At 70.9% G+C, this 22,373-nt stretch carries 12 protein-coding genes; all 12 read right to left on the bottom strand.

Features of this window, described 5'->3' with window-relative positions; translation table 11 throughout:
• Entirely contained in the window at positions 1–9,528 is a 9,528-nt protein-coding gene (locus QT196_RS13070) for a toxin glutamine deamidase domain-containing protein (protein WP_290354945.1), read from the bottom strand.
• Between the two features lie 117 nt (positions 9,529–9,645).
• Positions 9,646–10,140, bottom strand: coding sequence for a hypothetical protein (locus tag QT196_RS13065; RefSeq protein WP_248001122.1), 495 nt, complete (start codon positions 10,138–10,140; stop codon positions 9,646–9,648).
• Positions 10,141–10,263: 123 nt separating this feature from the next.
• Positions 10,264–10,632 carry a hypothetical protein gene (locus tag QT196_RS13060; RefSeq protein WP_168479015.1) on the bottom strand — a complete coding sequence of 123 codons (369 nt, stop codon included), beginning with the start codon at positions 10,630–10,632 and terminating at the stop codon, positions 10,264–10,266.
• Between the two features lie 201 nt (positions 10,633–10,833).
• Positions 10,834–11,631: a maleylpyruvate isomerase family mycothiol-dependent enzyme gene (locus QT196_RS13055; RefSeq protein ID WP_266730861.1), complete on the bottom strand. Its 798-nt coding sequence runs from the start codon at positions 11,629–11,631 to the stop codon at positions 10,834–10,836.
• Positions 11,632–11,667: 36 nt separating this feature from the next.
• Positions 11,668–13,647, bottom strand: coding sequence for an APC family permease (locus QT196_RS13050; RefSeq protein WP_290354944.1), 1,980 nt, complete (start codon positions 13,645–13,647; stop codon positions 11,668–11,670).
• A 205-nt stretch (positions 13,648–13,852) separates the two neighbouring features.
• Positions 13,853–14,584 (bottom strand): RDD family protein, encoded by a 732-nt coding sequence (locus QT196_RS13045; protein ID WP_168479012.1) that lies wholly within the window; start codon positions 14,582–14,584, stop codon positions 13,853–13,855.
• Positions 14,585–14,611: 27 nt separating this feature from the next.
• A complete protein-coding gene (locus QT196_RS13040) occupies positions 14,612–15,556 on the bottom strand; it encodes an oxidoreductase (protein ID WP_266730854.1) in 945 nt (314 codons plus the stop codon).
• A gap of 245 nt (positions 15,557–15,801) precedes the next feature.
• The gene (locus QT196_RS13035) at positions 15,802–16,107 is read right to left on the bottom strand and encodes a metalloregulator ArsR/SmtB family transcription factor (RefSeq protein WP_168479010.1); all 306 of its coding nucleotides are present in this window, start codon (positions 16,105–16,107) and stop codon (positions 15,802–15,804) included.
• A gap of 110 nt (positions 16,108–16,217) precedes the next feature.
• Positions 16,218–16,697, bottom strand: a complete 480-nt coding sequence (locus QT196_RS13030) for an SRPBCC family protein (RefSeq protein WP_168479009.1) — start codon at positions 16,695–16,697, stop codon at positions 16,218–16,220.
• Positions 16,698–16,816: 119 nt separating this feature from the next.
• Positions 16,817–17,218, bottom strand: coding sequence for a nitrite reductase small subunit NirD (gene nirD, locus QT196_RS13025; protein WP_168479008.1), 402 nt, complete (start codon positions 17,216–17,218; stop codon positions 16,817–16,819).
• Entirely contained in the window at positions 17,218–19,872 is a 2,655-nt protein-coding gene (gene nirB / locus QT196_RS13020) for a nitrite reductase large subunit NirB (protein WP_290354943.1), read from the bottom strand. The genes nirD and nirB overlap by 1 nt, the downstream gene beginning before the upstream one ends.
• Before the next feature lie 149 nt (positions 19,873–20,021).
• The gene (locus QT196_RS13015) at positions 20,022–22,037 is read right to left on the bottom strand and encodes a glycoside hydrolase (protein WP_290354942.1); all 2,016 of its coding nucleotides are present in this window, start codon (positions 22,035–22,037) and stop codon (positions 20,022–20,024) included.
• Positions 22,038–22,373 lie beyond the last annotated feature (336 nt).

Genomic DNA, 22,373 nt, shown 5'->3' with positions numbered 1-22,373 from the left:
CTACTCCAGTGCGGGAGGAATTCGCGTTTCGTCGATCCGGTAGTCCCCAGGTGGTACCTGAAGGCGACCGGTGTAGCTTGGTACGTCTCTCAGCATATTATGGCAGTTTGCGCAGGCGTCGGCCGGGTCGCCTGGCTCTCTGTTTCGAGCTTCGGTCCATCGCGCGTCAAAGCGCATATCTTCAAGCGCGTCGCGGCCAAGTGGAGGCGGAGCGGAATCGGGGTTGGTGGTACGCCAACCTTCCTCATGTTGGCGCTGGCGCGCCCACAGCAATTCGTTCACCGCCTTGACCTCGGCGTGTCGCAGTGGTTCGTCGAAATGAGGCTGCCCCTCGCGGACCAAGCTCTCCCACAGCAGTTCTCCGGAAGCGTCCTTTGCCTGCTTCTTCTTTTTTTGTCCCGGGAGCGGGTCGGCATACACGGGGGACCGGGCTGGTTGGTCCTCTCCTTCCATTACGGGATGTTTCCACATGGCCATGTCCATGTAGTTTTCCCGCAGTAGTGGATGGAGATTCTCAGGGGGAATCAGGTCGGTGAGTTGCCCGTTGATTCCCTCAGTGACGAGTCCCGTACGGCGGTCGATTGCGATTGCAGAACAGGGACCGTCCCGGTCCTGAAAATTTTCCGCATGAATGGCTGCGCGACTCCGAGCCAGAGCTTCTATATATTCTTTAATCGGCTTCTTGTCGATGGTCCGGATCAGGCCGTTTTCGTCCTTGGTGACGCGCTTGGGGTCATCCGGGTCGATTTTCTCGACAATTGCTCCCCGTTCCCTGTCTTCCTCGACGTCATCGGGAGCCGGACCGGGGTCTTCCGGGTCCGGGAAATGGGGCAGGCTGTCGGCGCGCTCCTCGCCTGCGGAAAACGGCTTGTGTCGCTCGTCCGGTTCTTCCTTCTCGTCGTGCTTCTCGCTGGCGTCGTCGCTACGAGCTTCGTCTGCGTCGTCGGTCGGTTGATCTGGCTCGGTCCCTGCCGGATCCTCGGGCGGCCGGCTTCCTTCCGGGTGGCTCGTGGCGTCGTGGCTGTCGTCGGAAGCGGAGCCCGGTGCTTGGGGGCCGGGGGGATTGCCACTGGGTGCGGCAGGATGCTGCTGACGCGCATTCTGGGCGTGGGAATTCTGTGCGGCCGTGGGGTTGTCGGGGGTTTCGGCGGGGGGCTGGCTGTAAAGCAGCGGGTTCTGGGCGTTGCGGAGCGCGTTGGCGATGTGCGAAGAGACGTCCGCGCCGCGGTTGCCGGGGGTGCTTTCGCGGTCGCTCGGGGGAGATGTCGTCTGGTTCTGATCGCTGGGGGTGTGCTCGGGCTCGGGGGTGGCCTGGTTGTCCTGGGGGGTGTGGTCGGGGTGGTCGGCCGGCGGCGTGGTGTCGGAGTCGACCGAGGGTGCCTGGTCGGAAGGCACGTCTGTGGGTGGGCTGTGGGGAGCGCGGTCGGGCCTAGTGTCGGTGGGGTCACCAGGGGTGCCGTCGGTCGGTGTATCGGTGTGCTGGGGCGTGCGGGAGGCGTCGGTGGTGTCGGTCTGCGGGGTGGGTGAAGCGTCGGGCTTGTTGTGTGGCTGTTCGGTGGGGGCGTAGTCCGGCTTGTCCTGCGCCTGGTCAGCGGGTGGGGTGTCCGACTTGGGCGGTGTCTGGGGATCGGAGTCGTTGTCGGGCTTGGCGACTGCCTGGCCTGCGTGCAGCGGCTGGCGGTTGGCGTCCAGCGGGATGTAGAAGGCGTGCGTTGCCTTGGAGATGTGGATCGGGTCGTGGCTGACCTGGCCGGTCTGGGTGTCGATCCAGACGATCTTGCCGTGGTGGTTCACGGCGTTGAAGGCATGGCCGCCACCCTGGGGCTTGGGCCAGTTGACCTGGACGATCGCTGCCGATCCGTGGCCGGCCTTCAGGAGGTCATTGGCGATACGGGCGGCGGTGTTCGGGTCCTTGCCCTCTCCGGCGTAGGAGTGCTTGGCGCCGCTCCAGCGGATCTGGTTCTCATTTGCCGCCCGCTCCGGGGACCAGGTGTCGGGCTTGCCGTCCTTGTCGGTGTCGGGCGTGCGGGGTGCGGAGACCTGCGGGCTGCCGAACCAGGTCTCCAGGAAGGAGCGGGAGCAGTCGGCGCAGTTGTTGCTGCGGCCAGGGACGGTGTTGCCGCCGTCGTTCTGGAGCTGGGCCCACGAGTCGAAGGGGTTGGCGAAGCGCTGCGGGGTGCCGTCCTCGTTGCGAGGCATGGCGTTCTCCAGCGCCTGCTGGTCCTGAGGGTTGGGAGAAAGCAGGCCCTCGGGGTGGTGGTCGAGATCATTGCGGATCGCGCCGTGGGTGGTGGGATTCTCCTGCTGCTGCTGCTGCTGCTGCTGCTGCGGAGGTGTGGCGTTCTCTTGGCTGACCGGCGGCTGCTCGTGGGGCGGCTGCTGTTGGTGGGGCTGTGACTGCGGGCTCTGCTGCTGGTGGGGCTGTGACTGCTGCTGCGGCGCCTGCTGCTGCGTGTGTGGTGCCTGCTGGTGAGGAGCTTGCTGCTGAGGCGTCGGTTGCTGTGGCGCCTGTTGCTGGGTGTGCGGTGCCTGCTGCTGCGGTGCCGGCTGCTGGTGGTGCGGGCTGGGCTGGTGTTGCGGTGCCTGCTGCTGCTGAACGTGCTGCTGCTGCTGTGGTGCTTGCTGCTGGTGAGGAGCTGGCTGGTGCGGTACCTGCTGCTGTGGCTGAGGCGTTGACTGCTGCGGTGCCTGCTGCTGAACGTGCTGCTGCTGTGGTGCCTGTTGCTGCTGGGGGCCGGGCTGGTGCTGCTGAAACGGGCCCGGTTGCTGCTGGGCATGGGGGTTGGGCTGCTGCTGCGGGACCGGCTGCTGGGTGTGCGGTGCCTGCTGCTGGTAGGGGTTCGGTTGCTGCGGCTGTTGCTGCGGCGTCGGCTGCTGGTTGTACGGGCTCGGCTGGTGCTGCTGGTACGGGTTGGGCTGTTGCTGTTGCGCGTAGGGATTCGGCTGCTGCGCCTGGGCGTGCTGTTGTGCCTGTGCCTGTGCTTGTGCTTGGGCTTGTTGCTGGGCCGCGGCAGGGAATGGCTGTCGGTTGGCGTCGAGGGTGAGGTGCCAGACTTTTGTGGCCTGGGTGTTGATGGGGTTTTTGCTGACTGCGCCGCTTTGGCTGTCGACCCAGACGACTTGGCCGTTGTGGTTGACGGCGTTGAAGACGTGTGAGCCGCCGGACTCGCCGTTGGGTTTGTTCGGCCAGTCGACCAGGACGGCTGCTGATGCGCCGTGGCCGGCTTGGCGGAGTTCGTCGGCTATGCGGGCGTAGCCGTCTTTGGAGTTGTTGCCGGAGGGGCGGAACCTGGTGCCCGCGAACTGCTCGATGTGGACGGCGCCGTCGCGTTCTCCGGTCCTGTTGTCGATGCCGCCCTGGCCGTCTGGGTCGAGGGTGCGGGGTGCGGAGACCTGGGGGTTGCCGTACCAGGAGTCCATGAAGGAGCGGGTGCAGTCGGCGCAGTTGTTGGAGCGGCCGTGGATGCCCATGCCGCCGTCGTTTTGCAGTTGGGCCCAGGGCTGGAACGGGTCGTTGAACGGTCGTGGAGTGCCGTCCTGGTTGCGCGGGAAGCTCGCTTCCAGGGTGCGCTGGTCGCGTGGGAACGGCAGATGCAGCCCGTGCGGGCGGTGGTTGAGTCCGCTCCGTACGTCGGAGTTCCTTCGGACGTGCGGGGGCTGCGGGACCGAAGCCTGGTGCCGGGGATCCTGGTTCGGCAGCTGCTGAGCGTGGTGAGGAGCCTGCTGGTGGTGCGGCGCCTGCTGCTGGTGGTGGGGCGCCTGCTGCTGCGGGACGGGCTGCTGCTGGTGAGGGGGCTGCTGGTGCTGGGGCGCCTGCTGCTGCGGGTGCTGCTGCTGAGGGGGCGTGTGACTCTGCAGAGTGGGCTGCTGCTGCGGGTGCTGCTGAGCGTAGGGGTTTGGCTGCGGCTGCTGGTTGTACGGGGTTTGCTGCGGCTGCGGCTGCGGCTGCGGCTGCTGGGTGTGCGGTGCCTGCTGCTGGTAGGGGTTCGGTTGCTGCGGCTGTTGCTGTGGCGTCGGCTGCTGGTTGTACGGGCTGGGCTGCTGCTGGGCGTACGGCTGCTGCTGATGCGGCTGTGCGTAGGGAGCGGGCTGCTGTTGCTGGTACGGGTTGGGCTGCTGTGGTGCCTGTTGCTGCTGCTGGGGGCCGGGCTGGTGCTGCGGGAACGGGCCCGGTTGCTGCTGCGGGAACGGCTGCTGGTGGTGCGGTGCCTGCTGCTGTGGCTGAGGCGTTGACTGCTGCGGTGCCTGCTGCTGGGCGTGCGGTGCCTGCTGTTGGGCGTGCGGTGCCTGCTGTTGGTGAGGAACTGGCTGCTGCTGAACGTGCTGCTGCGGTGCCTGTTGCTGTGGCGTCGGCTGCTGGTGGTACGGGCTGGGCTGCTGTTGCGGTGCCTGCTGCTGGTACGGGTTGGGCTGCTGGGCCTGGGCTTGCTGCTGGGCCTGCGCCTGGGCGTGCTGTTGTGCCTGTGCCTGTGCTTGTGCTTGGGCTTGTTGCTGGGCCGCGGCAGGGAATGGCTGTCGGTTGGCGTCGAGGGTGAGGTGCCAGACTTTTGTGGCCTGGGTGTTGATGGGGTTTTTGCTGACTGCGCCGCTTTGGCTGTCGACCCAGACGACTTGGCCGTTGTGGTTGACGGCGTTGAAGACGTGTGAGCCGCCGGACTCGCCGTTGGGTTTGTTCGGCCAGTCGACCAGGACGGCTGCTGATGCGCCGTGGCCGGCTTGGCGGAGTTCGTCGGCTATGCGGGCGTAGCCGTCTTTGGAGTTGTTGCCGGAGGGGCGGAACCTGGTGCCCGCGAACTGCTCGATGTGGACGGCGCCGTCGCGTTCTCCGGTCCTGTTGTCGATGCCGCCCTGGCCGTCTGGGTCGAGGGTGCGGGGTGCGGAGACCTGGGGGTTGCCGTACCAGGAGTCCATGAAGGAGCGGGTGCAGTCGGCGCAGTTGTTGGAGCGGCCGTGGATGCCCATGCCGCCGTCGTTTTGCAGTTGGGCCCAGGGCTGGAACGGGTCGTTGAACGGTCGTGGAGTGCCGTCCTGGTTGCGCGGGAAGCTCGCTTCCAGGGTGCGCTGGTCGCGTGGGAACGGCAGATGCAGCCCGTGCGGGCGGTGGTTGAGTCCGCTCCGTACGTCGGAGTTCCTTCGGACGTGCGGGGGCTGCGGGACCGAAGCCTGGTGCCGGGGATCCTGGTTCGGCAGCTGCTGAGCGTGGTGAGGAGCCTGCTGGTGGTGCGGCGCCTGCTGCTGGTGGTGGGGCGCCTGCTGCTGCGGGACGGGCTGCTGCTGGTGAGGGGGCTGCTGGTGCTGGGGCGCCTGCTGCTGCGGGTGCTGCTGCTGAGGGGGCGTGTGACTCTGCAGAGTGGGCTGCTGCTGCGGGTGCTGCTGAGCGTAGGGGTTTGGCTGCGGCTGCTGGTTGTACGGGGTTTGCTGCGGCTGCGGCTGCGGCTGCGGCTGCTGGGTGTGCGGTGCCTGCTGCTGGTAGGGGTTCGGTTGCTGCGGCTGTTGCTGTGGCGTCGGCTGCTGGTTGTACGGGCTGGGCTGCTGCTGGGCGTACGGCTGCTGCTGATGCGGCTGTGCGTAGGGAGCGGGCTGCTGTTGCTGGTACGGGTTGGGCTGCTGTGGTGCCTGTTGCTGCTGCTGGGGGCCGGGCTGGTGCTGCGGGAACGGGCCCGGTTGCTGCTGCGGGAACGGCTGCTGGTGGTGCGGTGCCTGCTGCTGTGGCTGAGGCGTTGACTGCTGCGGTGCCTGCTGCTGGGCGTGCGGTGCCTGCTGTTGGGCGTGCGGTGCCTGCTGTTGGTGAGGAACTGGCTGCTGCTGAACGTGCTGCTGCGGTGCCTGTTGCTGTGGCGTCGGCTGCTGGTGGTACGGGCTGGGCTGCTGTTGCGGTGCCTGCTGCTGGTACGGGTTGGGCTGCTGGGCCTGGGCTTGCTGCTGGGCCTGCGCCTGGGCGTGCTGTTGTGCCTGTGCCTGTGCTTGTGCTTGGGCTTGTTGCTGGGCCGCGGCAGGGAATGGCTGTCGGTTGGCGTCGAGGGTGAGGTGCCAGACTTTTGTGGCCTGGGTGTTGATGGGGTTTTTGCTGACTGCGCCGCTTTGGCTGTCGACCCAGACGACTTGGCCGTTGTGGTTGACGGCGTTGAAGACGTGTGAGCCGCCGGACTCGCCGTTGGGTTTGTTCGGCCAGTCGACCAGGACGGCTGCTGATGCGCCGTGGCCGGCTTGGCGGAGTTCGTCGGCTATGCGGGCGTAGCCGTCTTTGGAGTTGTTGCCGGAGGGGCGGAACCTGGTGCCCGCGAACTGCTCGATGTGGACGGCGCCGTCGCGTTCTCCGGTCCTGTTGTCGATGCCGCCCTGGCCGTCTGGGTCGAGGGTGCGGGGTGCGGAGACCTGGGGGTTGCCGTACCAGGAGTCCATGAAGGAGCGGGTGCAGTCGGCGCAGTTGTTGGAGCGGCCGTGGATGCCCATGCCGCCGTCGTTTTGCAGTTGGGCCCAGGGCTGGAACGGGTCGTTGAACGGTCGTGGAGTGCCGTCCTGGTTGCGCGGGAAGCTCGCTTCCAGGGTGCGCTGGTCGCGTGGGAACGGCAGATGCAGCCCGTGCGGGCGGTGGTTGAGTCCGCTCCGTACGTCGGAGTTCCTTCGGACGTGCGGGGGCTGCGGGACCGAAGCCTGGTGATGAGGGCCCTGGTTCGGCAGCTGCTGAGCGTGGTGAGGAGCCTGCTCGTGATGCGGCGCCTGCTGCTGCGGGACGGGCTGCTGCTGGTGAGGGGGCTGCTGGTGCTGGGGCCCGTGCTGCTGCGGGTGCTGCTGCTGAGGGGGCGTGTGACTCTGCAGAGTGGGCTGCTGCTGCGGGTGCTGCTGAGCGTACGGCTGCTGGTGGGGCTGCTGGTTCTGTATGTGCGGCTGCTGCTGGGCGTAGGGCTGCTGGTGCTGCGCGTACGGCTGCTGCTGCGGGTGGGGGAAGTTGGGGTTCGGGGCGCCGGGGTTTTGGGCGTCCGGGCGCGAAGGAGCCTGGCCGGGGCCGTCGGTCTGAGGCCGGTTCGTACCGGGCGAGTCCGGACGCTGGGCCGTGTCCGGGTGAGTGGTGTCACCGCTCGGGTCGGCAGGGGTATGCGGGCGGCTGTCGTCCTGGCCGGGTGAGTCCGGGCGATGCGGATCGGAGTTCTCGGGCCGGGAGCCGTCGTCGCGGGCGGGGCCGTCGAGACGGGGGTTGTGCGGGGGGCGTTCGGGGGTGGGCTGCTCGGTGTGGTCGCGGACGATCTGCGAGCCGTCGGGGCGGCGGTTGTTGCCGGGGGGCGTGGCGGGGGTGTCGCGGCGGGGGCCGTCGAGGCGCGGGTTGTGCGGCGGAGGCTCGGGACGGCGATGTTGGGTGGGGTCGTTGATGACCTGGGAGCCGTCGGGGCGGCGGTTGGGGGCCGCGGGAGCGTTCCCGTTCCGGTTGTTTCCGCTGTTGCCGTCGCTGCCGTTGTTGCGGGGCGGGGTGGCGCCGCGGGGCGGCGTGGTGGCGGGGCCGCCCTGGGGCGGGATGGCGCCCGTCATCATCGGGCCGTTGGGCTGAGGGGTGTTCGGCTGCGCCTGATGCGGGGTGGAGGTGGAGGGGGCGCCCGTGTCGGCGGTGTGCTGAGTGGGCGGGGGCATGGTGGCGGTGCCCGCGGACTGGGTGGTGACGGTGGTGTCGTCGGCGTCGTCCACGGTCGGCATGGGGTCGCCGGGGGCGGGGTCGCGCTGTTGGACGGGCTGGCCGGACGAAGGGGAGTGCTGTACGGGGGCGCCCTGGGGCGCGGAGCCGGCGTGCGGCATCGAGGCGCGGCCGCCACTGCCGCTGGTGGAGTCGTCCCTGTTGCCGGCGCTGTCGTGGGAGCCGGTGGAGCCGTCGTCGGCGGAGGGCGGGTTGCCGGCCACGGGACCCGGATCCGGGCCGGGCGACGGGGCCGGAGAGGGTTGGGACGCATCGGGATGCGACGGCTCGCTTGCCTGGGGCGCGTCGGGGCGGGCGGAGTCCGGGGTGTTGTCCGGGGCGGGCTGGGTGGTGACGTTGTCCGCGTCGGGACGTACGGCGTCCGGGGTGGTGTCCCGTGCGGGCTGGGTGCTGATGTTGTCCGGGTCCGGGCGGGCCGAGTCGGGGGTGTTGTCGGGGGCCGGTTGGGTGCTGACCGAGTCGGGGTCCGGGCGGGAGGCATCCGGGGCGGGGTTGCCCGAGTCCGGGGTGGGGCCGCCGTCCGGGGGCGAGCTGGAGTCGGGGGTGTGGGAGGCCCCGTAGGGGCTGTCGTTGCCGCCGGCGTAGCCCTCGTCGAAGGGGGAACGCTGGTCCGGCGGCGGGAGAGGCTGCGCGTCGGGGACGTGGGGCGTGGAGTCCGGGCTGTTGGGGGAGGCGTCGGAGGAGGGGCTGGAGGAGAGGCCGGGGTTGGTGCCCGCGCCGGCGTCCGGGCCGGTGCCGGAACCTGAGTCCGCGCCCGATCCCGTATCGGAATGCGTGCCGGAGCCGTTGCCGCCGTCCGCGCTCGCGGCCGAGCTCACGTTGTCCGAGGCGCGGGGGGAGTGACTGGTGCCGCCGCTGTCCGAGCCGCCGCTGTTGCCGTCGCCCGTACCGCTGTCTGCGGACCCATCGGACGCGTTGCTGGAACGACCACCGTCGGAGCTGCCCCCGTCGGAGTCGCCGGACCTGCTGCCGGACCCGCCGCCATCGGAGCCGCTGCTGGACCCGCTGTCCGAGCCGCCGCCATCCGAGCCGCTGCGTGAGCTGCCGGAACCGCCGTCGCTGCCGCTGCCGCCGGAGTCGCCGCCGTCCTCGCTCCCGTGCCCCGCGGCGCTTTCCAGGCCGCCGCGGGCACGGCGGCCGGCGCGGCTGCCGGCACCGTCGCGGAGGCTCTCGCCGAGGGTTTCGCCGGTGTTCTTGAGGGCGTCGGTGGCGGCCTTCTCGCCCTCCTTGGCGGTGCGGCCGAGGTCGTAGCCCTTCTGGGCACCGAACTTCTGGTTGACGGTCTGGGCGATGAGGTCGGAAGCCATGGCCTGAAGTGCGGAGATCACCGGCTCCTTGGCGGCCTCCATGATCGCTTGAAGGAGCTCATGGGCGACCTTCTTGAGGATCCTGCGGACCGCCTCACGTGTCGCCAGCGTGGCCGCCGCGCCTCCGATTTCGGACAGACCGAGCGTGAACGGGGCCGCGGCCTGCGCCGCGATGATCTCCGTGGCCAGAATCACCAGCTGGACGATCACGGCGACCTTCATGCCGAGGACGAGCATCGAGGCGGCCTCGAAGGTGAAGGCGATGATCTCGGCCGCCTCACGGGCATCGCTCAGATACCCCGAATTGCCGCCGAGCTTCTCCCACGTCTTGCTGAACCCCTCGATGGCATCACCGGAGTTCTCGCCGAGCACATTGCTCGCATAGGTCCTGCCGCGGGCCTGGTGCTCCGCGATCTCCGCCGCGAAATCACGCCAGACCTGCGCGCACTCCATCATCTTGTCTTCGTCTGCATGCGGCCAGTTGAAGCCGAGCATGTCCAGGACCCATTCAACGGCATCCGGTGGATTCAAAGACAAGGTGGAACTCCCCCGTGGAAAAAGTGCATTCAGGTGCGTACCGGACGTGGTCCGGGCAGGCCGCTACGGCAGAAACGCAGGCCACTGCCGCAGAAACCGTGGAGCGGCCGACGGAGGCTAGTGCCTCGCGGGCGTGATGGAGGTATGGACGTTGGGGTCGACCGTCGGGTCCTGCCAGGCCCTCTTGTTCTCGACGTGCTGCTTCATCAGCGATTCGTTGAAGTCCTCGTTCTCCGCATGGTTCTTGGACATCGACTTCAGCGCTTTGCCGATCTCCTGGAACTTTGCGACGAGGTGCCCCATCGACTCGTACATGCCGTCCCGTACGCCCTCGTAGACGACACCGAAGTTCTCGCCGAGTTCGTCATCGCCCCACGGCGGGGCGCCGTCCTTGCTGTTGAAGGTCAGCAGGCCGCTCAGGAACTGCTCGCCCTGCGACTTCTCCGGCGGCGGCTTCTCCTTGCCGTTGCTCGGAGGTCCCGCATTCAGCTTGTGCAGGCCATCCATCAGCCGCGCGACCGACGACGCGAAGTCATCGCCGAGCTTGGTGAGGTTCGCCCCCTCGGCCTTGAGGCTCTCCACATCCGTCTGGAACCCGCCGGCGCCAGCCACAACATCCCCCGTGCTCGTACTGGTTACTTCATGCGATTCAAATCAAAGTTTAACGGGCATCGTTGATCGCCCAGCAGGGCTCCCTCCCGCCAGGGCTCCTCTCGGCGGGCGACCCGTCCGGGCTCAGGAGCTGTTCGGGCGGTACACCCTGCGATAGATCTCCACCGCCGCCTCCTCGGGGAAGTTGGGCACGCTCGCCACCAGGCCGTCGATCTTGGAGATGACGATGTTGCTTCCCCCCGGGGACGAGGGAAGGCCAGTGGGGTCCTCGGCTGCCGGCCAGCCCGCATGGATGAGGTAGCCGATGTCGAATTCATGCACGTACAGCGAGCTCGGACCACCGGGTGAGCCGACCTCGGGGAAGTACTTTTGGCCGATCTCCAGCGCTTCTGCCTCATTCGTCGGCAGGGGCTCCGGCCCGAGCCGGGGACGGTACTCGGGCGGCGTGGAGGGCAGGCCGGCGGCACCGCCCTGCTGGTCGTATTCGGTCATCGTGCTGACTCCCTGTTGCTGATCCGGTGGACGGTGGTCAACCTAACTCACGCCGTGGTGGGCCGATTGGTTCACGTCCGGGCAGCAGCAGTCGGCAGGCGAACCCGTGCCTTCACCGCTCTCCTGTACAGCTCTTCAGGGGCTTCGGTCGGTAGAACGCGCGGACTCTGAGCGGGGCCGGAGTGCCGTCCGGCCGGCCCCTCACCCGAACAGCACCCGTGCCAGCCAGAATTCCAGCAGTTCCTGGTCGCCGGTGATGTCGAAGGTGTCGCGGTCGGCCGGGACGCGCCCGTAGATGAGGAGCAGGAGGTCCGTCAGGGGGGCGCGGACGGAGACGGTGGCCGGTTCCTGGGTGCGGCGCCAGGCGAGGGTGTTGCCGGTGAGGTCGACGAGCCAGTCGGCGGCTGCTTCCGGTGGGGTGTCGGAGGCGTGGAAGTGGAGGGTGCGGCCGGGGCCGAGGAGGGCGCGGCGGTCGGGGTGGTGGTCGAACATCTCGGGCAGGGAGCCCAGTTCCATCCATTCGTCGAGGCAGTCGAGGGCGACCCGCTGCTCGACGGTGAAGTCCGCGCCGAGGGCGAGCGCGGTGTCGGCCCGGTGCATGACCGTCTCGTGGGCCATGCGGCGGGCGAAGAAGCGCGGGGAGCCGGAGGGGAGCGGGGTCCAGATCCGGGCGTGGGGGCCGACGGCGCGGAGTGTGTCCGCGAGGAGCCGGGCGCCCTCGGTGAGCCAGGCGGCGAGGGCGGCCGGGGTCTCGGTGGTGTCGCGGGGGAGGTCCCGGAGTGCGGTCTCCGGCGGGGGCTCGATCGCCCGGGTCCGGACGAGGTCCTCGACCCAGCGGTGGGCCTCGCCCAGATGCCGGAGCAGCTGGGCGAGGTTCCAGTCGGGGCACGAGGGCACCGAGGCGGTCAGGGACGTGCTCGCGTCGAGCTGGGAGCTCAGCAGCTCGGCCTGGTGGACGATTTCGGCGCAGTGGTCGTCGTAATCCATGGTGGCGTCCATGGCGTCACGGTAGAGGCCGCCACGGACGATGCGCGGTCACCACGTGCGAGCGGGCGCCGCCAGGCGGAAGCGGAGCCGGCAGATCACCGCGTCGGTGTCGCGGCGGACCGCGTGCGCGACGACCGCGCCGCGCTGGTTCTGGAGCAGGCGCTGCCAGACGTGGGCGGGTTCGGCCTCCGGGATCAGCACGGTGATCCGGCTGCCCGGGTGCCGGGCCGACAGGTCGTTCACGTAGGCGGCGAGGGGGCGGCCGAGGGAGCGGGTGGCCGAGGGCAGTTCGAGGAGGTCCACGCCGGGGTTCCAGAGTTCCCAGTCGCGGCGGAGGGCCTCGGTGGCCGGGCGGTCCTCGGGGGTGTCGTGGGTGACGGTGACCGCCACCACCTCGTCGCCTAGGGATACCGCCGCGTTCAGCGCCTCGCCGGTGAGCCGGGAGAGGTGCGAGACGGGGACGACGACCAGGGAGCGGGCGCGGCGCGGGGGTTCCGGGAGGCGGCCCAGGCCCAGGCGGGCGCCGATCCGGGCATAGGCGCGGTGCACCGCCTCGAAGGCGAGGACGAGGAGGGGCAGGGCGAGGACGATCAGCCAGGCGCCCGCGGTGAATTTGGTGGCCGTGACGACGAGCGCCGAGACGCCGGTGAGCAGGGCGCCGACGCCGTTCAGCAGGGCCTTGCCGCGCCACCTGGGGGAGCGTGCGCGCCGCCAGTGACGGACCATGCCGATCTGGCAGAGGGTGAAGCCGACGAAGACCCCGAGGGCGAACAGCGGGACCAGGGTGTTCATGTCGCCGCCGGAGAAGACCAGCAGCGCGGCGGCGACGGCGGCCAGCGCCAGCACGCCGTGGCGGTGCACCTGGCGGTCCGCCTTGAGGCCGAAGACGTGCGGCAGGTGGTTGTCCCGGGCCAGCAGGCCCATCAGGACGGGCAGGCCGCCGAAGGAGGTGTTCGCGGCGAGGGCCAGCAGCACCATGGTGGCGAACTGGACGACGTAGAACGCCGCGTTGTGGCCGAGCGAGGCGTCCGCGAGCTGGGCGAGGACGGTGACGCCCGCGACCGGCTGGAGGTGGAAGCGGCCGATGAGGACGGACAGCCCGATCAGCATCACCCCGAGCAGCACGCCGAGCGCGACCTCGGTGTGCTGGGCGCGCCGGACCGCCGGGGCCCGGAAGGACGGCACCGCGTTGGCGACCGCCTCGACCCCGGTCAGCGCCGAGCAGCCGGACGCGAACGCCTTGAGCAGCAGCAGCGCACCGACCGCGGTGGCGTGGTCGGCGACGACCGAGGCGTGTCCGTCGGCGGTCACGGTGGCGGCGGGGGCGGTACGGAACAGTCCGACGGCGATCATCGTCAGGACGGCGCCGACGAAGACGGCGGTGGGAACGAGGAAGGCCCTGGCCGAGTCGGCGATGCCACGCAGGTTGAGGGCCGTGATGAGGGCGAGGACTGCCAGGCAGATGCCCACCCGGTCGTCGTGGAGGGCGGGGAAGGCCGAGGTCAGGGCCGCGACACCGGCCGTCACCGAGACCGCGACGTTCAGCACGTAGTCGAGGACGAGGGACGCGGCGGCGAACAGGGCGGTGCGGCGGCCGAGGTGTGTCTTGGCCACGGCGTAGGAGCCGCCGCCCTCGGGGAAGGCCGCGATCACCTGACGGTACGAGGCGACCAGGACGGCGAGCAGGGCGGCGATGGCGAGGGTGACGGGGAGCGTGAAACCGAGGCCGTGGCCGCCCGCCGCGGCCAGCACCAGCACGATCGCCTCGGGACCGTAGGCCACGGACGCCATGGCGTCGAGGGAGAGGGCGGCCAGACCCTGGAGGGCGGTGAGCCGGTGACGGGCGCCGGGGTCGGAATCCGGGGCGGCGTGGGGGGCGTTGGTGGGGGTGGTGGTGTTGGCGATGCCGGGGCCGGACCCGGAGCGGGGGCCGTTGCCGGTGCCGACCGGCCCGTAGGTGGGGACTGCGGCGGTGGCGGTATCCGGTGGTTCCTCCGGGCGGCCATCGGGTGGGGACACCTGCGGCATTGTTCGTCGTACCTCCGTGCGCACCGTGCGGGACCAGGCCAGCGTGCGGGGCGCGACGGCCGCCGCCCACGGCCTTGGCGGCACCTTGGCGGACGGCGGGCCGTTCTTCACGGGTTCTTGACGGGGGTGGGGTGAGGGGGGACGTGGCCCGGAGAGTGCGGCGGCCCTGCGCCGTGCCGCCGCACCCCGTCCCCCTCCGCCCCGTTCAGCGCCCGTATGCCGGAACGAGAACCCGGAGGTCCTTGTAGCGGACCAGGCGGACCCCGCAGAAGTCCTCGGGGTCGTCTTCCATCTCGAAGCAGGCGGCGATGATCCAGACCACCAGGAAGAGGTAGCCGCCCAGCCAGCGGCGGAACAGCCGGGGCAGCCGTGGGCGGCTGGCATCCGTTTCGCGGATGACGCGGGTACGGACCGCGAACTTGCCGAGGCTCGCGCCGGCGATGCGGGTCAGCAGGACGTGGTTGAGGAACGAGATGCCGAAGCCCGCGCCGGCGACGGCGTAGAAGGTCTGAAGGCCCGGCAGATCGGCGTGGCCGGCGGAGTTCAGGGCGATATAGGCGGCGGTCAGGGCCAGCAGCCCGTCGAGGAGGATCGCCCCGAACCGGCGCATGGTGTCCACCTCGTCGGGGATGCGCGGAGCCGTCGTGGGCGGACCGTACGGGGGCTGCGCAGCCGGCTGTGCGGCGTAGGGGTGCGCAGCGTGCGGGTGCGGCGGTCCCGGGTACGGCGTTGCCGGGTAGGGCTGTTGGGGAGGGCCCGGGTGCTGCGGTCCCTGATAGGGGTGCGCCGCCCCCTCGTACGGCTGCTGCTGGGGAGCCCCGTGCGGCGTGCCCTGATAGGGCTGCGGCGCCCCCTGATAGGGCTGCGGCGGGTAGGGCTGTGGGGGCGGCGGGCCCTGCGGGGAGGGGTGCTGCGGAGGGAAAGGTCGTTCGTACACGGGTCCGGATTTTTCCATGCCGTGCGGTCAGAATGCCGCGGCGGGCCGGGAGAAGTCGTAGCGGACACCGGTGAGTTGCTCCGAGGCGGCCCACAGGCGCTCGCCGTTCGCGTCCTTCTTGGTCCAGGGGGCGCGGAAGGACTGGGCGGGCGCGCCGCGCAGTCCGCTGCGCGGGCCGATGAAGGAGTCCGGGCGCATGTGCGGGGCGGTGGCCGCGCAGAGGGTGCCCAGGGCGCCGCCGTCGGGGGACTGGGCGAGCACCCGGTTGGCCCGCTCGACCATCCGCTCGGTGGAGGTGCGGCCCTCCATCCGGACGCCCGCGGTCGCGAGATTGGTGGCGGCGTACCCGGGGTGCGCGGCGGCCGCGACGACCTGCGAACCGGCCGCGGCCAGCCGCCGGGTCAGCTCGTGGACGAAGAGGAGGTTGGCGCTCTTCGAGCGGGCGTAGGCGATCCAGCGGCGGTAGGTGTGCTCGCTGTTGAGGTCGCTGTAGTCGAGGTCGGCGAGGGCGTGCAGCATGCTGGAGACGGTGACGACCCGGGCGCCGGGGGTGGTGAGGAGCTTGGGCAGCAGCAGCCCGGTCAGCGCGAAGTGGCCGAGGTGGTTGGTGCCGAACTGCATCTCGAAGCCGTCGGCGGTGGTGCGGTGCGGCAGGGCCATCACGCCGGCGTTGTTGATGAGCAGATCGAGGCGGTCGCCGTCGAAGTCGTCGAGGGCGGCGGCGAAGTCCCGTACGGAGGACAGATCGGCCAGGTCCAGGGCGCGGAACTCGGCCTCGGCGGTGGGGACTTCGGAACGCAGCCGGTCCAGCGCGGCGATCCCGCGCGTCTCGTTACGGCAGGCCAGCAGTACGCGGGCGCCCTGGCGGGCCAGTTCGCGGGCGGTGACATAGCCGATACCGCTGTTCGCGCCCGTGACCACCACCGAGCGGCCGGTCTGGTCGGGGATGTGGCTGGTGTTCCACCTGGTCACGCCTGCACTCCTCCGTAGGGGGCAACCAGGTTACGCCGCGGGGTGGGGCGGGTGAGGTTGGAGGGGTGGAGGTGACGGGTGCGGCGTGCGCGCCTGGGCACCGGCGGTCGGGGCCGGGTCGGTCCCGCTCGCCGCCGGGCCGGGCCGGTTCGCCCACCGACGCCGGGCCGGTGCGCCCCGTCGCCGCTGCACCGCCCCCGGCCACGTCACCGCGCCGGCCCGGACACGCCACCCCACCGCCCCCGTCACTCCCCTTCGGCGAGGCGCTTGATCGCGGAGAGGCGGGTGTCCCAGGTGGCGGCCACCCGGTCCATCCACCGGGCGGTGACCCCCAGCCGCTCCGGGATGACCCGGTAGCGGGCCTCCCTGCCCTCCCGGTGGCCGGCGACCAGACCGGCCCGGTCCAGGACGCCCAGATGTTTGACGATGGCCTGGCGGCTGACCGGCAGTTCCGCCGCCAGGACCGTGGCGGTCGCCTCGCCGTGGGCGGCGAGGGCGTCGAGTATCCGGCGCCGGGTCGGGTCCGCCAGCGCGGCGAACACCTCGGCCACGGCGTCCGCGCCCGCATCAGGATCCGCACCCGCGCCGGGGACAGGGCCGGTACCCGGCCCCCGCCCCGCTCCAGGCCGCCCCGTTCCCGCTCCCGTTCCCGCGTCCCTCGTCATGCCGCGAGCTGCTCCGTGTACCGCCGGATGTTCTCGACCTGGCCGGACCAGCCCTCGGAGTGGCTCTCGTAGCCGGCGGTCGGCTGCCGGTCCGCGGGGATGGTGAGCGCGGCGAAGCCGGTCTCCACGACGCGCAGCCGGGTGCCGTCGCCCTCCGGGGTGAGGGTGAACTCGACGAGGGTGGAGTTGCCCTCGGTCGCCACCTCGCCCGGGTAGGCGCTGGCCCAGCGGTACGCGAAGTAGCGCGGCGGGTCGACCGTCACGATGGTGGTCGGGAACTGGCCGTACTCGCCGTGGTCGAGCTGCATGATGCCGCCCGGCCGCAGATCGACCGGTGTCGGTGTGCCCTGCCCGAACCACGAGCCGACGTGCTCCGGTTCGGTGAGCACGGCCCATACCCGCTCCATGGGCGCGGCGATGCTGATCTCCCGCTCGATGCGGTCCCTGCCGCCGCCCGCGCTGCTGTCGGTGCTCATGGCGTGCGCCTCCTGCCGTTCTCGGATCGGCTGATGCCTTACGCGCTACCCAATGGTTGCACGTGGCGGCAGGAGGTGCAACCGATGGGTTGCGCGTGGCGCCCCGGCCGGGACCGGTCTCAGGAGGCGCGCTCCCCGCTCCCCGTCCGTACGCGGTACGCCGGGACGGAGACCGACGGATCGTCCAGGCAGCTCCCCGACGCCAGGTCGAAACGCTGCTTGAGCAGGGGCGAGGCCACGAACGGGCGGCCGTCGGCCGAGCCGGTCAGGCCGCGGGAGAGCACCTGGGCGCCGGTGAACGGGTCGCGGTTGGCGATCGCGTAGGGCTGCCCGGCGCGGTCGACGAACAGCGCGGCCTGGGTGCCGTCCGGGAGAAGCGCGGCGACCCCGCGCCCCGGGATGAGGTCGTCCAGGGTGCAGACCGCGACCCAGCCCTGGGGGCAGCGGATCTCGACCGTGGCGGTCCCGGCTGCCGTGGTGGCGGCCCCGGTGCGGGTGCGCGGCGCGGTGGCGGTGGTCATCAGACGGAGGTCCCTTCCAGGGTGCGAACGGGCAGGGTCGGGCCGGCCAGCAGCGTCAGGTCCGGCTTGACCTGGTCGCGCTCCGGCACGAAGCGGACGGACGGATCGGGCGCGTCGGGCGCGTTGACGAAGGAGACGAAGCGGGCCAGCCGCTCGGGGTCGGCGAGGGTCTCGGCCCATTCGTCGCGGTAGTGGGTGACATGGGCGGCCATCAGGGCCTCCAGCTCGTCGCACAGCCCCAGGGAGTCATGGACCACGACGTCCCGGACGTGGCCGAGGCCGCCCTCGATCCGCTCCAGCCAGGCGGAGGTGCGCTCCAGCCGGTCCGCGGTGCGGATGTAGAACATCAGGAACCGGTCGATCAGCCGGATCAGTTCGGCGTCGCTCAGGTCCTGGGCGAGCAGATCGGCGTGCCGCGGATCGGCGCCGCCGTTGCCGCCGACGTAGAGATTCCAGCCGTTGGAGGTGGCGATGACGCCGAAGTCCTTGCCGCGGGCCTCCGCGCACTCCCGGGCGCAGCCGGAGACCGCGGACTTGAGCTTGTGCGGGGAGCGGAGCCCCCGGTAGCGCAGCTCCAGATCGATGGCCATACGGACCGAGTCCTGCACCCCGTAGCGGCACCAGGTCTGCCCCACACAGGACTTCACGGTGCGCAGCGCCTTGCCGTATGCGTGCCCCGACTCGAAGCCGGCGTCCACCAACCGGGCCCACACCTGGGGGAGTTGGTCGACGCGGGCGCCGAACAGGTCGATCCGCTGGCCTCCGGTGATCTTGGTGTAGAGGCCGAAGTCGCGGGCCACCTCACCGATCACGATCAGCTTCTCCGGGGTGATCTCCCCGCCGGGGATGCGCGGCACGATCGAGTACGAGCCGTTGCGCTGGAGGTTGGCGAGGAAGTGGTCGTTGGTGTCCTGGAGGGCGGCCTGTTCCCCGTCGAGGACATAGCCGTCGGCGCCGACGCTGGGGGCGAGCGAGGCGATGATCGAGCCGACGGTGGGCTTGCAGATCTCACAGCCGTCGCCGTTCCGCGCCTCCGGGCGGCCGTGCGAGTCCAGCAGTTCGGCGAAGGTCGTCAGGCGCAGGGTGCGCACGATCTCGTACAGCTCGGCGCGGGTGTGCGGGAAGCAGCCGCACAGCCCGGTGTCGATGGTGGCGCCGGACGCGGCCAGCTCGTCGTTCATCACCGCGGTCAGCGACTTGACGCAACTGCCGCAGCCGGTACCGGCCTTGGTGCACTTCTTGACCTCGGGGAGGGTGCCGCAGGAGTGCTCGGTGACCGCCGCCCGGACCGTCCCCTTGGTCACGTTGTGGCAGTTGCACAGCACCGCGCTGTCCGGCAGCGCGGACGGGCCGAGCGCGGCGGCCCCGCCCTCGGCCCCGGCGGGCAGCACCAGCTGCTCGGGCGACACCGGCGGGACGCTGCCGGTCAGCGGGCGCAGCATGCCGTACGCCTCGGCGTCGCCGACCAGCACCCCGCCCAGCAGCTCGCCCGCTGCGCCGATCACCAGCTTCTTGTAGACACCGCTGCGGGCGTCGGAGTAGACCACGTCCAGACAGCCGTCGGTGGTGCCGTGCGCGTCACCGAACGAGGCGACGTCCACCCCGAGCAGCTTGAGCTTGGTGGACAGGTCCGCGCCGGTGAAGCCGTCGGCCGGTCCGGAGCCGGCGCCGAGTGCCTCGGCGATGGTGCCGGCGGCCGTACGGGCCATGTCGTAGCCGGGCGCGACCAGACCGTAGACCCGGCCGTCGGCGGCCAGCGCGCACTCGCCGATCGCGTACACGGCGGGATCGGCGGTGCGGCACCGCGCGTCGACGACGATGCCGCCGCGGTCGCCGACCGGCAGCCCGCAGTCCCGGGCGAGCTGGTCACGGGGCCGGACACCGGCCGAGAAGACGACCAGATCGGTCTCGACACGGGAGTCGTCCGACAGGCCCATGGCGGTCACCGCACCGTCCGCGTCCGCGACGATCTCCTTGCCGCCGACGCCGGTGTGCACCTCCAGGCCCATCTCCTCGACGGTACGGCGCAGCGCGCGGCCGCCGCCCTCGTCGACCTGGAGGGCCATCAGCCGCGGCGCGAACTCCACGATGTGGGTGCGCAGTCCCAGCCCCTTCAGCGCCCCGGCCGCCTCCAGCCCGAGCAGCCCGCCGCCGACCACCACACCGGTGCGGGCGTCCTCGGCGTACTCCTCGATGGCGAGCAGGTCCTCGATGGTGCGGTAGACGAAACAGCCCGCACTGTCCTTGCCGGGCACCGGCGGCACGAACGGGTACGAGCCGGTGGCCAGCACCAGGGCGTCGTAGCGGACGGTCAGGCCGGAGCGGGCGGTGACCGTACGGGCCGTGCGGTCGACGGCCGTGGCCGGGTCACCGAGGTGCAGTTCGATGCCGTGGCGGGCCATGAAGTCCGGATCGACCAGGCTCAGGTCGTCCGGGCTGCGGCCGGCGAAGTACGACGTCAGCTGGACGCGGTCGTAGGCCGGGCGGGGCTCCTCGCACAGCACGACCACCCGCGCCCGCCCGGTGACACCGCGGTCGGCCAGCTCCTCCAGGAAGCGCTGGCCGACCATGCCGTGGCCGACGAGGACGAGGGTGGGGGTGGTGCCAGGCGCGGCGGCTGGCGTGGCTTCCGGGTGCGGCGGCATCGAGGTCATGTTCCTCAGCCTGCGGTCCGGCTGTTACCCGCCCGCATCTGCTCTGTTTCCCGGGCGGAACGCTGCCCTCAGTGGCGGGCGGGCCGCCGTGTGAGGGCGGGCCTGCCCGCGCACCGACCCGCGGGGCCGCCCTCCGACTGACTGTCCGGTCAGCCTGTCGCCTGCGCCGGGCACAGCCGCCGCGGCTTGTCGTCGGTGCGCAGCTTGGCCTCCACACAGCCGCCCGGCAGACCCTCGTGCGCCCGGCTGCCGAAGTTGGCGGTAACGGTCAGCGTGCCGTCGCCGAAGACCGTGCGCTGCATGCTGCGGTCCCCGGTCAGCCACCGGAACGAGGTCAGCCGCTCGGTGCCGGCCGCCCGGTGCAGCGGCGAGAAGTACTTCTGGAGCGCCGCCATCTCGGGCCCCTTCTTCTCCAGCGTCGGCCCGTCGAGGACGTAGTTGAGCGGGGTGTTGTAGAGCATCGCCAGCAGCGCCCGGGTGGTCTTCTGCTCGGGCAGCTTCTCGTACGACAGCTCCCAGCGCTCGGTGTTGACCAGCGAGCCGTGCAGTGCGGTCTCGTAGAGGGGGACGCGGTACTTGGGGTCGTACATGGCCGTGGCCAGTTCGGCGGGTAGCTTCACCGGCTTGAAGAAGATCTTCGGGGCGTTCGCCGGGGCGTAGCCGCCCCACTTCTGCCTGTCGCGCTGCAGCTGCCACAGGGCGTCGGCGACCGGGGTGCCCGAGCCGTGGTCGAAGGCCAGCACCTGGTTGGCCCAGGGCTGGGCGGACTCCGAGCCGAGGACGAGATTCTCCGACAGCCGCCGCATCCGGGTGAGCCGCATCTCGCGGTCGCCCGCCTTGGTCATCTCATGGCCCTTGCCGTGGTCACGGAACACCTCACCCGTCGCATCCACATCGAGGAAGTAGCTGTCCGCGCCATTGGCGACCATCGTGCGGGTGCGGTCGGCGAGATAGTGCTTGCCCGGCTCGGCCTTCTCGAAGGCACGGGAACTGAGATAACAGCCGCGGCCCCCGAACCCGGTCACCGCGGTGCCGTCCGCCTTCCGTATACAGAAGTCGGGGTAGACCCGGCCCGGCCAGGCCGAGGTGGGGCTGTCGGCCTTCTTCGGGTCCTGCCCGTTGGCGAAGGTGTCGTACGGGCCGACGAGATAGCCCGCCTTCTTGGCGGCCGTCACCGCCGCGGCGTTCATCGGGTCCGGACCCGCGTCGTAACCGAGCCACATCCGGTCCACACCCAGCTGCTTCAGCCTGCCGACCCCGGAGGCGGTCCGGGCATCGCCCCACACATAGGCGTGGAACGCGCCGAGCAGCTTGCCGTTGGCCGGGTTCTGCCGGATCTTCCGGCGCAGGCTGCCGAGCTGTCCGCGCTGGGCGAGGTAGGAGCGGTAGTCGGCGGCGGGGGCGACCGGATTGCCGTCGGTCAGTTTGAAGGAGACCTCGTAGTCACGGGTGTCCTCCCCGGCGTCGAAGGCGTGCGCGGCGGTGGTGCGCAGCCGGCCTCCGGTGGAGGCGAAGCGCAGCGAGGTGCCGATGTCGGTGGGGGTGAGATAGCTGACGCCGGCCCCGCCGCCGGACCCGCCCTTACCGCCGCCCATGGAGTAGCCCCACAGCGGAAGCGAAAGCCCCTCGCTGACGTCGACGGTGCTGCCCGCCAGCCCGCCCTTCTCCGCGCCGGAGTTCCAGAACGCGTCCCGCACCGGCACGTCCAGGCCCTCGCCGCGCGGCAGTTGCAGGGCGGCCGCGGCCCGGTCGGTCCCGGTCACCGGCCAGCTGACCGACCCGTCGCGGTCCGCCCGCAGCGTGATCCGCAGCCGCCCGTGCTCCGAACTCGCCGTGACCTTCAGCCCCTTGGCGGGGTAGCTCCAGCGCGCCCCGTGGGCCGTCCGCGTCACCGGCCCCGGCTTCCCGAGCCCGCCGCCCGCCGGACCGGACAGCACCAGCGCCCGCCCGTGCGCAGTGCGCGCGTTCACCGCCAGCGAGGCGGTATCGACCACGGCCGTACCACCGGCCACGGGCAGTTCGAGCCGACTGCCCTCCAGCGTGCCGGCGGCGGCACTGTCACATCCGGCCACCCCGAAGGTGGTCGCGGTGAGGGCGAGGGAGGCGGCGAGCACCCGGGTCGTACGGCGGTGTCGCCCCGTGGTCCTGGGGAGGTGGGATTTCATAGGAGAGTGAATAGTCAGCGGGATTAAGAGAGTTCTAAGAGCCCGCCGTCGAGCTGCTCGATTGCCTTCTCCTGGTGACAGCCGGCGGAGGGCCGCCGCCGGTGCGCGCCAGAGGGTGTCCTGCGGATCAGGCCGGCGACGCCGCATGAGCGTGGTGTGAGCCGATCGTGAGCGACGTGGCCGAGCCTTCTCATATGCCGGTCGCGGAGGCAATTCGCTTCTGCTGCGTGGCCGGCGGCACTCCGTTCCCGGAGGGTTCGGAGCTGATGCACACCTCGCTCACCACGGGCTGCGCCTTCCCCGGACGGCATTGCCCGGAGTCGTGAACGGAATCGC

It is taken from the genome of Streptomyces sp. P9-2B-2 (genome assembly GCF_030406865.1).
Classification (GTDB): domain Bacteria; phylum Actinomycetota; class Actinomycetes; order Streptomycetales; family Streptomycetaceae; genus Streptomyces; species Streptomyces platensis.
This window is presented reverse-complemented; position numbering and strand designations above follow the sequence as displayed.